The organism is Rhodococcus sp. BP22 (assembly GCF_014281965.1).
Lineage (GTDB): Bacteria > Actinomycetota > Actinomycetes > Mycobacteriales > Mycobacteriaceae > Rhodococcoides.
In genome coordinates this window covers 146,843-160,991 of the sequence record NZ_JACFTB010000001.1, presented here as the reverse complement: position 1 = coordinate 160,991, position 14,149 = coordinate 146,843, and the positions used below count along the sequence as shown (strand labels likewise).

The 14,149-nt window shown below is 62.9% G+C and carries 13 protein-coding genes; 12 read left to right on the top strand and 1 reads right to left on the bottom strand.

Annotated features, from left to right (window positions below):
• Window positions 1–115: 115 nt before the first annotated feature.
• The 3 genes from metK (at window position 116) to H2510_RS00680 (ending at window position 4,356) form a co-directional block, all read left to right on the top strand.
• Complete coding sequence (gene metK / locus H2510_RS00690) at window positions 116–1,330, top strand: methionine adenosyltransferase (RefSeq protein WP_186626498.1); 1,215 nt, start codon at window positions 116–118, stop codon at window positions 1,328–1,330.
• 48 nt (window positions 1,331–1,378) lie between these two features.
• Window positions 1,379–3,403 (top strand): primosomal protein N', encoded by a 2,025-nt coding sequence (locus H2510_RS00685; protein WP_186626497.1) that lies wholly within the window; start codon window positions 1,379–1,381, stop codon window positions 3,401–3,403.
• Window positions 3,404–3,504: 101 nt separating this feature from the next.
• Window positions 3,505–4,356, top strand: coding sequence for a cyclase family protein (locus H2510_RS00680; RefSeq protein WP_186626496.1), 852 nt, complete (start codon window positions 3,505–3,507; stop codon window positions 4,354–4,356).
• Here H2510_RS00680 and H2510_RS00675 read toward each other — a convergent pair.
• Complete coding sequence (locus H2510_RS00675) at window positions 4,272–6,107, bottom strand: GGDEF domain-containing protein (protein ID WP_261392660.1); 1,836 nt, start codon at window positions 6,105–6,107, stop codon at window positions 4,272–4,274. The genes H2510_RS00680 and H2510_RS00675 overlap by 85 nt on opposite strands.
• A gap of 412 nt (window positions 6,108–6,519) precedes the next feature.
• Between H2510_RS00675 and fmt the strand changes: the two genes are divergently transcribed.
• The 9 genes from fmt (at window position 6,520) to H2510_RS00630 (ending at window position 14,125) form a co-directional block, all read left to right on the top strand.
• On the top strand, window positions 6,520–7,443 hold the full coding sequence (gene fmt, locus H2510_RS00670) for a methionyl-tRNA formyltransferase (protein WP_186626495.1): 924 nt from the start codon (window positions 6,520–6,522) through the stop codon (window positions 7,441–7,443).
• On the top strand, window positions 7,440–8,975 hold the full coding sequence (locus H2510_RS00665) for an RsmB/NOP family class I SAM-dependent RNA methyltransferase (protein WP_186626494.1): 1,536 nt from the start codon (window positions 7,440–7,442) through the stop codon (window positions 8,973–8,975). Before fmt ends, H2510_RS00665 begins: the two co-directional genes overlap by 4 nt.
• A 68-nt stretch (window positions 8,976–9,043) precedes the next feature.
• Window positions 9,044–9,427, top strand: a complete 384-nt coding sequence (locus H2510_RS00660) for an MmcQ/YjbR family DNA-binding protein (RefSeq protein WP_186626493.1) — start codon at window positions 9,044–9,046, stop codon at window positions 9,425–9,427.
• 10 nt (window positions 9,428–9,437) lie between these two features.
• Window positions 9,438–10,118, top strand: a complete 681-nt coding sequence (gene rpe / locus H2510_RS00655; RefSeq protein WP_186626492.1) for a ribulose-phosphate 3-epimerase — start codon at window positions 9,438–9,440, stop codon at window positions 10,116–10,118.
• On the top strand, window positions 10,115–11,158 hold the full coding sequence (gene ribD, locus H2510_RS00650; RefSeq protein WP_397517302.1) for a bifunctional diaminohydroxyphosphoribosylaminopyrimidine deaminase/5-amino-6-(5-phosphoribosylamino)uracil reductase RibD: 1,044 nt from the start codon (window positions 10,115–10,117) through the stop codon (window positions 11,156–11,158). The genes rpe and ribD overlap by 4 nt, the downstream gene beginning before the upstream one ends.
• 73 nt (window positions 11,159–11,231) lie before the next feature.
• On the top strand, window positions 11,232–11,843 hold the full coding sequence (locus tag H2510_RS00645) for a riboflavin synthase (protein WP_186626491.1): 612 nt from the start codon (window positions 11,232–11,234) through the stop codon (window positions 11,841–11,843).
• A 70-nt stretch (window positions 11,844–11,913) separates the two neighbouring features.
• Window positions 11,914–13,167, top strand: coding sequence for a bifunctional 3,4-dihydroxy-2-butanone-4-phosphate synthase/GTP cyclohydrolase II (locus H2510_RS00640; RefSeq protein ID WP_084348997.1), 1,254 nt, complete (start codon window positions 11,914–11,916; stop codon window positions 13,165–13,167).
• On the top strand, window positions 13,164–13,661 hold the full coding sequence (gene ribH / locus H2510_RS00635) for a 6,7-dimethyl-8-ribityllumazine synthase (protein WP_186626490.1): 498 nt from the start codon (window positions 13,164–13,166) through the stop codon (window positions 13,659–13,661). Before H2510_RS00640 ends, ribH begins: the two co-directional genes overlap by 4 nt.
• Window positions 13,658–14,125 carry a PH domain-containing protein gene (locus H2510_RS00630; RefSeq protein WP_186626489.1) on the top strand — a complete coding sequence of 156 codons (468 nt, stop codon included), beginning with the start codon at window positions 13,658–13,660 and terminating at the stop codon, window positions 14,123–14,125. The genes ribH and H2510_RS00630 overlap by 4 nt, the downstream gene beginning before the upstream one ends.
• The last annotated feature ends 24 nt before the right edge of the window (window positions 14,126–14,149 follow it).

The window sequence follows — 14,149 nt, the reverse complement described above, 5'->3', positions numbered from 1 at the left end:
ATAATAGTTGTAGTTCAGAGTGCTTCACCAGGTATGTGCTCGAATCGAATGAATGTGATGGCAGACAGGGAGTAATGCCCCTGGCCGGCCGAAAGTACGCGTCGAGAGGAAATCCGTGAGCAAGTCCGGCAGTCGGCTCTTCACCAGTGAGTCCGTGACAGAGGGTCACCCAGACAAAATTTGTGATGCGATCAGCGACTCGATCCTCGATGCACTTCTCACCGAGGATCCTCGTGCACGCGTGGCAGTAGAAACGTTGGTCACGACCGGCCAGGTCCATGTTGCCGGTGAAGTCAATACCACCGCCTATGCAGACATTCCGAAGATCGTCCGCGAGAAGGTCCTCGAGATCGGCTACGACTCCTCTGCCAAAGGCTTCGACGGCAATTCGTGTGGCGTGAACGTTGCGATCGGTGCTCAGTCTCCGGAAATTGCCCAGGGAGTGGATAATTCACACGAGTCTCGCGTCGAAGGACTCTCCGAGGACGAGATCGACCGCCAGGGTGCAGGCGACCAAGGGCTGATGTTCGGGTACGCAAATACCGATACTCCAGAGCTGATGCCGCTTCCGATCGCATTGGCGCACCGCCTCGCTCGTCGATTGACCGAGGTTCGCAAGAACGGCACCCTGCCGTATCTGCGTCCGGATGGTAAGACCCAGGTCACCATCGAATACGACGGCGATCAGGCAGTGCGACTGGACACGGTCGTCGTCTCCACCCAGCACGCGGCCGATATCGACCTGGACAATCTGCTGACGCCGGACATCCGCGACAAGGTCCTCGGCGCGGTGCTCGCAGATCTGAACATCCCTACGCTCGACATTTCCAACATCAGACTGCTCGTCAATCCCACCGGCAAGTTCGTGCTCGGCGGGCCGATGGGTGATGCCGGACTGACCGGCCGCAAGATCATCGTCGACACCTATGGCGGCATGGCCCGTCATGGCGGCGGCGCCTTTTCCGGCAAGGATCCGTCCAAGGTCGACCGTAGCGCCGCCTACGCGATGCGATGGGTTGCGAAGAACGCTGTGGCAGCCGGACTTGCCGATCGCATCGAGGTTCAGGTTGCGTATGCAATCGGTAAATCGGCGCCGGTCGGTCTGTTCGTCGAGACCTTCGGAACCGAAAAGACCGATCCCGTGCGGATTCAGGCGGCGATCTCCGAGGTGTTCGATCTACGCCCCGGTGCAATCATTCGTGACCTCGATCTGCTTCGTCCGATCTATGCACCGACCGCCGCATACGGCCACTTCGGCCGAACGGATATTTCGCTGCCGTGGGAATCGACCGATCGTGCCGACAAGCTGCGCGCTGCCGCCGGTCTCTGATATCGGTTTCGGGTACTTCGAGGGAGAGCAGTTCACGAACGGAGTGAGGTGAGCGGCGCAGCGAGAACGGCAGCCGAGGAGCGTCCCATCGCGCGGGTGTTGCCGCTGCTGCCGCTCGCTCACCTCGACCGGGAATTCGACTATCTCGTACCGGCCGAATTCGCCGATAGTGCTCAACCAGGGGTACGGGTTCGAATTCGGTTCGCCGGCAGGCTGGTCGACGGATACGTCGTCGAGCGTGTCGAGTCCAGCGATCACACGGGAAAGCTCGGCTGGCTCGACCGTGTCGTCTCTCCCGAGAGGGTCCTGACGCCCGAGATCAGCGCGCTGGTCACTGCCGTCGCCGCGAGATATGCCGGGACGAGAGCCGATGTCCTGCGTCTTGCTGTTCCGCCGCGCCATGCCAAGGTCGAAGGGGAGCCTTCCGGAGACATGCCGGTCATCGTTGCTCCGGCGATCGATTCGGGCGCGTGGTCGTCGTACACCCACGGTGAGGCTTTCCTCGACGCGCTGAGGGCATCGAGGAGTCCGCGTGCGGTGTGGCAAGCACTTCCGGGCGAGGATTGGGCTCATCGCATCGCCGAACTCGCCGCAGTCACGGCGGCGAGTGGACGAAGTGTGGTGGTGGTGGTGCCGGATCAACGCGACTTGGATCGCGTAGCGTCGGCCTGCGAGGCGGTGGCCGGCTCGGACGCGGTGATCGCACTGTCCGCAGGTCTCGGACCTGCCAAACGCTACCGACGCTGGTTGGCGGCACTACGACGCGATGTGTCGATCGTCGTCGGCACCAGAAGCGCGGTGTTCGCTCCCGCACGAAATCTGGGCTTGCTGCTCATGTGGGACGACGGTGACGACGGTTATGCCGAACCTCGATCGCCCTATCCACATGCCCGTGAGGTGGCGTTGTTGCGCGCGCACGAATGCGGATGTGCGGTCGTCTTGGCTGGGCATGCCAGAACCGCAGAAGCCGAGGCGCTCGTGGATTCCGGTTGGGCACACGATCTTCTCGCGCCCCGCGAAGTGGTCCGGGCTCGGCAACCACACGTCGTCGCGCTGGCGGACAGCGATCACGCGTTGGCCCGAGACCCGGGGGCACGTGCAGCGCGATTGCCTGCCATCGCATTCGAGGCGGCACGAACAGCATTGGCCGCGAATCTGGCTGTCCTGGTTCAGGTTCCACGCGGTGGGTACGTTCCATCGCTGGCCTGCGGCAAGTGTCGAAATCCTGCGAGATGCCGTCGCTGCAACGGACCGTTGTCATTGCCGTCTGCTCCGGGAGCGGACGGCGCAGGCAGCCCCACCTGCAGTTGGTGCGGCGTCGCCGATACCAACCATCGCTGCACCGTCTGCGGGTCTCGAACCTTACGGGCAGTTGTCATCGGTGCACATCGAACAGCGGAAGAGCTGGGACGCGCATTTCCTGGCGTGCCGGTCCACACCTCCGGGGGAGCATCGGTGCTCGACTCCGTTGCTTCCGGCGCGAGGCTGGTCATATCCACTGTGGGAGCCGAACCGACCACGCCCGGTGGGTTCGGTGCTGCCCTGCTGCTCGACGGGTGGGCATTGCTGGGCCGTGCAGATTTACGTGCAGCAGAGGAGACACTTCGCCGATGGATGACGGCTGCAGCCTTGGTGCGGCCCGGTACCGAGAACGGCCGAGTGGTCGTGGTGGCTGAATCGGAGATTCCGACGGTGCAGGCACTCGTGCGTTGGGATCCGGTCGGGCACGCGCGAAGTCAGCTGGAGGAGCGAATAGAGGTGCGTTTCCCGCCGGCGGTCCACGTTGCGGCAATCGATGGGACGACGGCATCGATTACTGCGCTCGTCGAAGCGGCTGGGCTCTCGGACGAGGTGGAAGTACTCGGGCCGGTAGATCTCCCTGATGGTCAGCGTGCCCCAGCAGGAGGGGGAGAAGACGTCCTGCCGGGCGATGTACAACGACTTCTGCTTCGGGTGCCCCGTAACGCCGGCGGGTCGCTTGCCCGTTCACTCGCAGACGCGCAGGCCGCCAGGAGTGCGCGGAAGAGTACGTCTTCGGTTCGAGTGCAGATCGATCCCATCAGAATCGGATGAGTAGTTGGTGCGGGAGTGCGACTTCGAGGGCATAGAGTCTGTTTCTCTAGACACTGAGCAAGGGTGCTGTTCGGGCCCTGGGAGAAGCGAAGGTTCATTCGATGAAAAGACGACAGCTGATTCGACGCGTGGCAACAGGTTTGGCAGTAGTTGCGGGCGCACGTTTGGCGGGTCCCACGCTTGCGCAGGCGGCGCCGGGAACGGGTTCGGCAGATTTTCCTGGGATCGGGATCCCACTGGATCGCTTGCTGAAGATCGTCTCGCTTTCCCACGTCAACGACCCGGCTACGACACCGATATTCCCGGGCGATCCCGAGTTCGTTCTGGAGACTGCCGCGACCGTAGCCGAAGACGGCTTCTACATTCAGAATGTCAGAGAAGGCGAGCACACGGGTTCACACTGGGGCGCACCGGCGCACTTCCAGGAGGGCGGGCTCACCGCCGACCAGCTCGCGCCGGAAGATCTGTTCCTGCCTGCAGTGAAGATAGATATTCGTGAGAAGTCGGCCGCGAACGCAGATTACGCAGTCACAGTCGCAGACCTGCAGGAATGGGAGACGGTCAACGGCCGTATCCCGTCGGGCGCAGCAGTCCTGTTGTGGACGGGGTGGGATGAGCGGTGGGGCTCGGATACGTACGCCAATGCCGATGCGCAGGGCGTGAGCCACCAGCCCGGTTTCTCTGCGGACGCGGCACAATGGCTCATCGATACGGGCCGACTTGCTGATCGAGGAGCGTTGGGAACCGATACGTTCGGTCCCGATCTCGGCAACGACGAGACCTATCCGGTGTCGGTCAAACTGTACGACCGGCGCAGAATCAGTTTGGAAAATCTCACCAACCTGGGTTCGTTGCCGACCACCGGGGCCTATGTTTTGGTCGGGGGCCCGATCAACCGAGCCGGGTCGGGTTCACCCGCAACGATATTCGGACTGCTCCCCAGGTTTGCCTGATCACCTGAACCGATCGGAATCCGCTGGATGTCAGGGCTGCGGTGATTCGGCCACCAGTCGAACGCCGCAGCCATATCGTTCAGGTTGTAGACCATCCGCAGAGCGCCATCGCAATCGTAGGTAAAGACCCCTGCCTTACCGCTCTTCTTCGCCTCGTACATGGCCCGATCCGCACTCCGAACTACGGCACCTGCCGTCACGTCGCCGTCGAAAACGTTCAATTCGACCACCCCCACGCTGGCGCCGATCGACACCCTGTGGCCCTCGATTTCTTGCGGCTTGCGAAGTGCGTCGACAATCTTTATCGCGGCCCGGCAACCGGCGTCGATACCCGCGGGGATCAGGACGGTGAATTCGTCGCCCCCGAATCGGGCGACGGCGCCACCGTGTTCGCCGCCGTCGACAGTGTCCGCCAACCGATTCGAGAGAATCTCGAGCAAGCGGTCACCCGCACTGTGGCCGAGGCGATCGTTGATGGCCTTGAAGTTGTCCAAGTCGATCAAGAGCAAGACACCAAGTCGTCCGCTCGAGTTGTGGAGGTCGATCGCTGCGCTCAGGTGCTCGTCGAATGCGGATCGGTTGAGCAGGCCGGTCAATCCGTCGTGATGTGCTCGGAAGCTGAGCTCCGCCTGCGCTTCGGACAATCGTCGGAGGAGGGTGTCGTTTTGCAGCAACGTCATTACCTGACGGGCCAGCGAGAGCACCACCACGGCGAAGAACAGTGCGAGCACCACGGTATCGATGGAACCGTGGGCCGCCCATTGCACGCCGAGGAACGTGCCGATCAGCACTATCAATGCGTAGGGCAGCAACAGTTGCGTTCGATCACTGGCCAACGAAACGAACGAAGACCGGGGGGAATCAGGCGACAGTCGGGGTGACGTGGACTGTGTATTCGGTGCCCAATTCGAATGTTCGATCCGACCGACATTGTCGGCGGGTCGACCGTTCGGTACGGACGCGGCGAGAGCAACCAGAACGGGTCCCGCGATGAAGCCTGCGTCGGCGACCAACGGCATTTCTTCGGCACCGACGGCAACGAGATACGCGTACAGACTGTCCGAGATGGCCACGCACACGAGTCCGGCGCCGAGTAGAGACAGTTGTGCGCGGTAGCGGCGAGGAACGTCGGCGACCACAGCGAGTAGACCGACCATGATGACAAGTACGAGGTCGGTGATCGGGTACATCAATGCGACGAGGAATCGCAAGGAATTCGTTTCCTCGGATCGTACGACGTGTCCCAACGCGGTGGACCATGACAGTACGAACAGTGAGCCGACGATCACCATCCCGTCGAGAACCGAGGTGATCCAAGCATGAGTGGAGCCGACCGCGGCGCGGCGTGGCGACTGTCCGACGACCGCGAGGAGTGCTGCGACAGAGAAAATTGGAAGCAGAAAGAATCCGATGTCTGCATACGACGGCGACGGCAATGCGGTGTGAAGAACTGAACGGTACAGCGCCCACGTCAGAATCCCTGCCGACCAGCAGGCCATACCCGCAGCCATCAGAACCCGCCACCTTCGCTCGGCTCCGGTGCGATGTCTGGCCGTGTACCAACAGATCGAAGCTGCTGCGACTCCGCAGATCAGCTGCGCGAGATCATCCAGCACGACGGAGAGCTCTTTCGGCAGAATTCCGGGCGAGACGATGGCGACTACGACGGCAACGACACCGAGGGAGGCCGCTGTTCGTCGAAGCATCGAGTATTCGGACCCTGCAGAGGCCGAGGGGCTGGTGATGGCCAAGCTCCCTCCTCTCGTACGCGAAAATTTATCGGCCGAGGCGGTGGTGTGCATCGGCTGGGTGCTTATCGTGTGTTGATCTTGTCGGCTGGCTCGAATATGCCAGGCCCGACTGGGCTTGTTGATCCGCGTTTCAGGTTCGTCGGGTTCCTCGGTCCGGCGCGCTGTGACTGCGCGTGAGACCAGCGCGACATCGAGATGGTCGAGTCGACGCTCGCGTACCCGACCAGGCTAGCGGGTGATCGCGGGCGAGTTGTTTTCTCGGCCGAATAGTGCCGAGTACATGATGTCCCGCGCGATAACGATGCAAGACCGACCGGCGCAGGAGCGGCGGTTTGTCGGGAAGTGAGCAGATGGTCCCTAGAATAGGGAGTTCGTCGTAAGAGTCGTATTGCCTATTCGTGGGAGCCCACTGGTGCGTGTTGTGTTTGCAGGGACGCCTGAACCGGCGGTTCCTTCGCTGGAACGTCTGATCGCTTCGGACAAGCACGAGGTGATAGCGGTAGTCACCCGACCCGATGCAGCGGCGGGCCGTGGACGCAAGCAGGTTCGCTCGCCGATCGGTGTGCTGGCCGACTCACACGGCATCCCTGTCCTGACGCCTACGAACCCCTCTGATCCTGAGTTTCTCGACGCATTGGCGGCATTGGAGCCCGACGTCTGCCCCGTCGTGGCCTATGGCGCCTTACTGCCTCGGCCGGTGTTGAACATTCCCCGGTTCGGTTGGATCAACCTTCATTTCTCACTGTTACCTGCCTGGCGTGGCGCCGCACCCGTGCAGGCAGCTATCGCCGCCGGTGACGACGTGACAGGTGCATCGACCTTCCTGCTCGAGGAAGGCATGGACACGGGGCCGATACTCGGTGTCGTAACCGAAGTCGTTCGGCCTTCGGACACTGCTGGCGACCTGCTCTCCAGGCTGGCGATCAGCGGGGCCGAGTTGTTGGAAGCCACCTTGGATGCCATCGATGCGGGGGAGGCGTCCGCGCTCCCACAAAGCGTGGATGGCGTCTCGTACGCCAAGAAGGTGACCGTCGATGCTGCGCGCATCGACTGGACACGTTCTGCAGCAGCAGTCGACCGCCAGATTCGTGCAGTCACGCCCAACCCCGGCGCATGGACGACGGTTGGCGATATTCGTATGAAGGTCCTCCCGGTGACCGTATCGACCGAGAGAATGGAACCTGGGCACATCGTTGTACGAAAGGACGGTGTGTACGTAGGTACGGCAAGCACGGCCGTCGTCCTCGGTGACATAGTGCCGCAGGGCAAGAAGCCGATGAAGGCACTCGACTGGGCTCGTGGAGCCCGGCTTACGGAAACGGCAGTGGCGCAATGAGTTCGGAAGACAAGTCCAGTCGCGGCAACGCGGGAGGCGGCCGAAACGAACACGGTGGCCGTCCAGGGAAGCGTCGGCCGACATCTACGGAGTCGTCCGGCACCAAAGGCGCGTCCCGACGACCGCAGGGGACATCGCGCGGCACGGGCACCAACCGGCCACCTCGGGGAAACGGCCCGGCCGCTGCCGGTGCGATCGACGCTGCCCGTCTGGCGGCTCGTGACGTTCTCAAAGCTGTTCGAGAGCGCGATGCCTATGCAAACTTGGTCCTGCCTGGCCTGCTACGCGAGCGCAAACTCGATACTCGAGACGCAGCCCTGGCAACCGAACTCGCCTACGGAGCGTCCCGTGCCCGCGGGCTGCTCGACGCCGTCATCGAGAGTGGCTCGGGCCGGTCCATCGCCGATATCGACGGGGGATTGCTCGACATTCTGCGGCTCGGGGCGTATCAACTACTCCGCACCAGAGTTGCACCGCACGCTGCAGTAGCCACGTCCGTCGATTTCGCGCGAGCGGAGTTCGGCAGCGGCAAAGCCGGCTTCGTCAATGCTGTGCTGCGACGAGTTTCGGAGAAGACCGAGGCGCAATGGGTGGAGGAGCTGAGTCCATCCGCAGAACAGGATCCTGTCGGACACTTGGCATTCGAATACGCACATCCCAAGTGGATCGCCCAAGCATTCGCCGATGCGCTCGGAGCCGACGCCGGTGAACTCGCGGACGTTCTGGCCGCAGACGACGCGCGTCCTGCCGTGCATCTCGTCGCGCGTCCGGGTGAAATCTCGGCGGAGGAGCTCGCTCTCGTCACCGGTGGTGAAGAAGGTCCCTATTCGCCGTACGCGGTGCACCTCGACGGCGGGGATCCAGGCAAGCTCGACGCAGTTCGCGAGGGTCTGGCAGGAGTCCAGGACGAAGGTAGTCAGCTTGTTGCCAGGGCGCTGACGCTGGCGCCGCTCGAAGGTCCGGACGGCGGTCGATGGCTCGACCTGTGCGCTGGGCCGGGAGGCAAGGCCGCGCTACTCGGTGCACTCGCCGAAATCGACGGTGCACGGGTCGACGCAGTGGAACCGACTCCTCATCGCGCCGAACTGGTCCGAAAGACCACCGCATCACTCCCTGTCACCGTCCACATCGTCGACGGCCGAGAATCCGGCCTCGACCCCGGATTCGATCGTGTTCTCGTCGATGCCCCCTGCACCGGACTCGGCGCGCTGCGTCGCCGTCCGGAAGCACGGTGGCGTCGCTCACCCAAGGACGTTGCGGCGCTGGTCACTCTGCAGAGGGAGCTTCTCGCTTCGGCGATCTCACTCGTGCGGCCGGGCGGCGTCGTCGTCTACTCCACATGTTCGCCGCATCTGTCGGAAACGACCGCTGTCGTCGCCGATGCTGTGCGACGCCATAACGTCGAGCAACTGGACACGCGGGAGTTGCTTCCGGATGTTCCTCTGATCGGCGACGGTCCCTCGGTGCAGCTTTGGCCACACCGGCACGGTACCGACGCGATGTTCATGGCCGCGCTGCGTAAACCTCTCTGACTCGGCGGATCTGTTCGGTGCGCATTCGTCCAAGCGCCGCTGGGATCAGCGGAGGAGACTTACGAACCATGCGCATCGGTACTGGTGGTGGTCGCGCCGAAGACGGCGCTACCACGTGGACGAGCGTTGTCGAATTCGCAGAGACGCTGCCGAAAGTAGCGCTGTCGACGTCGTACGGAACTCCTGCCTTGAAGGTTGCTGGAAAGCTGTTCGCCAGGCTGCGCACCGAGGCGGAAGGTGGGCTGCTTCTGGTGTGCCGCCTGGACGAGAAACAAGCGCTTCTCTCCGGCGGGAGTCCGGCGTTCTATACAACCCCGCACTATGACGGGTACGGCTACATCATCGTCGATCTCGATCTTCTGGACCGCGACGAACTGCGGGAGATGATCGTCGCCGCGTGGCGCGACAAGGCAACCCCGACTGCGAGAAAGCAGTACGACGATACCGACTAGGATCAGTGGTGTGGCAGCTCCGATGATCGCACCGTCCATCCTTTCCGCCGACTTTGCTCGTTTGGGTGAAGAAGCCGATGCAGTCGAGGGCTCCGACTGGTTGCACGTCGATGTCATGGACGCCCATTTCGTACCCAATCTGACATTGGGGCTGCCGGTGGTTCAGTCGTTGTTGAAGGCCACCGACATTCCGTTGGACTGCCACCTGATGATCGAGGATCCGGCTCGCTGGGCACCGTCGTACGCCGAGGCGGGCGCGTACAACGTCACGTTCCATGCCGAGGCAACCGACCACCCGGTCGCGGTGGCCAAAGACATTCGTGCGGCGGGTGGGAAAGCCGGCCTGGCCGTCAAGCCCGGTACACCCATCGAGCCGTACCTCGAGATCCTTCGTTCGTTCGACACGCTTCTCGTCATGAGCGTGGAGCCTGGATTCGGTGGGCAGTCGTTCATGCCCGAGGTGCTGAGCAAGGCCGGTATCGTCCGATCGCTCGTCGATTCGGGTGAGCTGAAGCTGATCGTCGAAATCGACGGAGGGATCAACGTCGACACGATCGAGCAGGCCGCGGCGGCCGGGATCGACTGCTTCGTGGCAGGTTCGGCGGTCTATGGCACCTCGGATCCAGCAGGCGCGGTCCGTGGCCTACGTGCGCAAGCAGCCCGGGCCTCGAAACACCTGTCGAACGGATGAGTGTCGCCCGGATGGCTGGTGGCGGTTCCATCTCCATCGACGAGGCGATGCGTATGGCCGTCGGCCAAGCCGACGCAGCCAGAGGCCGAACGAGCCCGAATCCACCAGTGGGTGCGATCATTCTCGATGTCGACGGCTTGGTCGTCGGCATGGGGTCGACCCAACCTCCGGGTGGTCCACATGCCGAGGTCGTGGCGTTGCGGGAAGCAGGCGAGAAGGCGCGCGGGGGCACTGCGGTGGTCACGTTGGAGCCGTGCAATCACACTGGCAGAACTGGTCCGTGCTCGAGGGCACTCATCGAAGCCGGCATCGCCAAAGTGGTGTTCGCCGTTGCCGATCCCACTCCGTTGGCACAGGGCGGCGCCCAGACGTTGATCGAAGCAGGCGTGCTCGTAGAGTCCGGAACAGGTGCCGAGACCGTGGCCAAGGGGCCACTGCGTGCGTGGTTGCACAAGCAGCGGACCGGCCGTCCACATGTGACCTTGAAGTACGCCGCAAGTCTGGACGGCCGAAGTGCTGCGGCCGACGGCTCCAGTCAGTGGATCACGGGGCCGGCAGCGCGTGCCCACGTCCACGAGCAACGGTCCACACTCGACGCCATCGTCGTCGGTACCGGCACGGTAGTAGCCGATGATCCGAGACTGACCGCTCGGTTGCCCGACGGCAGCGACTCGCCACATCAGCCCACACGAGTCGTCGTGGGACTCCGGGAGATATCCCCGACAGCGCAGGTCCGAAGCTCCGACGCTCCGACGGTGTTCGTGCGGAGCCGCGAGCCGGCCGAGGTAATGCATGCGCTGGCCGAGCACACCGATGTACTGATCGAAGGTGGACCGACTCTGGCCGGCGCGTTTCTGGCGGCGGGGCTGGTCGACAGGATCGTGGCCTATATCGCTCCTCTCGTGCTGGGATCCGGCGCGGCGGCGGTGGAGAATGCAGGTGTCGGAACAATCACCGACGCCTTGAGGTTTTCTATCGAGAGTGTGCAGCCGATCGGAGCTGACATCTTTCTCAGCGCCGTTCCGAACCGACACGCCTGAACCGCATATGCACGCATCGTCCGCTGTAGTAGCGGAACGACATAGAGATCGACCGGACAGGAGTGAGTACGAAGTGTTCACCGGAATCGTCGAGGAACTCGGCGAGATCATCGGCAGGGAAGACCTTGTCGACTCAGCCCGCTTCACGGTCAAGGGGCCGATCGTGACCTCGGACGCAGGTCACGGCGACTCCATCGCAGTGAACGGGGTATGCCTGACCGTCGTGGATGTGCTGGCTGAAGGCGCATTCACCGCTGATGTCATGCAGGAGACACTCGACAGGTCGTCGTTGCAGCGGCTCGAGGTGGGCAGCCGAGTCAACCTGGAACGTGCCATGGCGATGGGCAAGCGCCTCGGCGGGCACCTGGTACAGGGGCACGTCGATGGGACCGGAACGGTCGTTCATCGTTCGCCGTCGGAGAACTGGACCGTGGTGCGCGTATCGATGCCTACGTCGGTCGCTCGTTACGTCGTGGAAAAGGGCTCGATCACAGTCGACGGCGTGTCGTTGACCGTGTCGGCGCTCGGCAAGTACGAAAGCGGCGAGCACTGGTTCGAGATCTCGTTGATCCCGACCACTCTCGACTTGACGACGTTGGGAAGTGCTGAGGTCGGCGCCCCTGTCAATCTGGAAGTGGACGTCATCGCCAAGTATGTGGAGCGGCTGCAGACCGTAGGCGCCTAGAAAGTACGCTCGAAGGTGCACCCGCACCCTCGGATGCATGGTGGGGTATGACAAGTATGGAGCGCAGGACGTGACAAGGTTCGACAGTATCGAGCGTGCGGTCGCTGACATCGCCGCGGGCAAAGCAGTTGTGGTAGTCGATGACGAGGATCGCGAGAACGAAGGCGATCTCATCTTCGCCGCCGAGAAGGCGACGCCCGAACTCGTCGCGTTCATGGTGCGGTACACCTCCGGATATCTGTGTGTGCCGCTGGCCGGTGAGGACTGTGATCGGCTCGGGCTGCCGCCGATGTTCGCCACCAACCAGGACAAACACGGCACTGCCTACACTGTGACCGTCGATGCGCGCGAGGGCATCGGCACCGGAATCTCCGCATCCGATCGTGCAGCAACCATGCGGTTGTTAGCAGACCCGGACACAGGTGCCAACGACTTCACACGCCCTGGTCACGTCGTACCGCTCCGTGCGAAGGAGGGCGGCGTTCTACGTCGCCCCGGACACACCGAAGCCGCCGTCGACCTCGCACGCATGGCCGATCTGCGGCCTGCGGGCGTCATCTGCGAAATCGTCAGCCAGAAGGACGAGGGAGCGATGGCCCAAACCGACGAACTGCGGGTCTTTGCAGACGAACACAACCTGGCTCTGATCTCTATCGCCGACCTCATCGCGTGGCGTCGTAAGCACGAGAAGCACGTGGTCCGCGTCGCCGATGCACGCATCCCGACCAGACACGGGACGTTCCGTGCCGTCGGCTACCAGAGCGTGTACGACGAGGTCGAGCACGTTGCGCTCGTTATGGGCGATATCGCAGGCCCGGACGGCGACGGAAGCGACGTTCTCGTTCGCGTTCACTCGGAGTGCCTCACCGGCGACGTGTTCGGATCGCTTCGATGCGATTGTGGACCCCAGCTCGATGCTGCGATGGACATGATTGCCGCAGAGGGTCGGGGTGTCGTGCTCTACATGCGCGGTCACGAGGGTCGCGGCATCGGTTTGCTGCACAAGCTGCAGGCCTACCAGCTGCAGGACGCAGGTTCGGACACCGTCGACGCAAACCTGCAGTTGGGGCTTCCAGCAGATTCCAGGGACTACGGGATCGGTGCCCAAATTCTCGTGGACCTCGGAATCTCGTCCATGCGGTTGCTCACCAACAATCCGGCGAAGCGAGTCGGGTTGGACGGGTACGGACTCCACGTGACAGAGCGGGTTCCCATGCCGCTCCGCGCGAATGCCGAGAATCTGACATACCTTCGCACCAAACGAGACCGCATGGGACACGACCTCGTCGGTTTGGACGAGTACGAAGCAGGGACAAATCGATGAGCGGCGGCGGCGAACCCGAACTGCAGCTGTCCGGTGCAGAGGACCTGAAGCTGGCTATCGTTGCGGGCCAGTGGCACAAGACGATTTCCGAGGCGCTGCTGGCAGGTGCCAAGAGGAAGGCCGAAGAGGTCGGTATCACCGATGTCACCGTGGTGCGTGTCGCCGGTGCCATCGAACTTCCGGTAGTTGCTCAGGCGTTGGCCAAATCGCATGACGCAGTGGTCGCACTCGGGGTGGTCATCCGTGGCGGTACTCCGCATTTCGAGTACGTCTGCGACGCTGTCACCGCCGGTCTGACCAGGGTTTCGCTCGACGAGAGCACGCCTGTCACCAACGGAGTGCTCACCACGAACGATGAAGCACAGGCACTCGATCGGGCCGGTCTCCCGGAATCGAAAGAGGACAAGGGTGCGCAAGCGGTAGCCGCTGCTGTCGACACCGCGCTGACACTCAAGCACCTACGTCAGCCGTGGACCGACGAGGCGTTCCGATGACCGACGAAGCTCGTTGGGAACTCGAGGTTCGTTCGATCAAGTCTGCCCGGTTCGCGATAGCAGCGGCGGTCGTGCTGCTGGTGTCGCACACCACCGTGGCGATTCTTCTGCGCGTGTCTCCAACCGGGGTCTACTTTCGCACGGCCGATCAGCTTGCACTCGCCGGAATCGGTGTCCTGCTCGCCGGGATCGCATTGTTAATGACACGACCGCGCGTGCGGGTCGGTAGAGAAGGCGTCGCCGTTCGCAACATTTTGTCCGAGCGCTTGATCGAATGGGATTTGGTGCGCGGGCTGTCTTTTCCCGACGGCGCGATGTGGGCTCGAGTGGACATCCCCGACGACGAGTTCATCCCGGTGATGGCAATTCAGTCCAACGACCGAGGCCACGCCGTCGACGCTGTGCGGGCATTCCGTTCGCTCGAAGCAAAGTACACGGGCGCTGACAGGGTGACGGAAGAGTGAGCGAGCAGCGCTGGGCCTGGTTCG

What these genes read in the sequence shown, in the direction of transcription:
- ribD (WP_397517302.1), top strand. Translation starts at nt 10,115, where the DNA reads ATGAGTGTCGCCCGGATGGCTGGTGGCGGTTCCATCTCCATCGACGAG.
- H2510_RS00680 (WP_186626496.1), top strand. Translation starts at nt 3,505, where the DNA reads ATGAAAAGACGACAGCTGATTCGACGCGTGGCAACAGGTTTGGCAGTA.
- H2510_RS00630 (WP_186626489.1), top strand. Translation starts at nt 13,658, where the DNA reads ATGACCGACGAAGCTCGTTGGGAACTCGAGGTTCGTTCGATCAAGTCT.
- H2510_RS00665 (WP_186626494.1), top strand. Translation starts at nt 7,440, where the DNA reads ATGAGTTCGGAAGACAAGTCCAGTCGCGGCAACGCGGGAGGCGGCCGA.
- ribH (WP_186626490.1), top strand. Translation starts at nt 13,164, where the DNA reads ATGAGCGGCGGCGGCGAACCCGAACTGCAGCTGTCCGGTGCAGAGGAC.
- H2510_RS00660 (WP_186626493.1), top strand. Translation starts at nt 9,044, where the DNA reads ATGCGCATCGGTACTGGTGGTGGTCGCGCCGAAGACGGCGCTACCACG.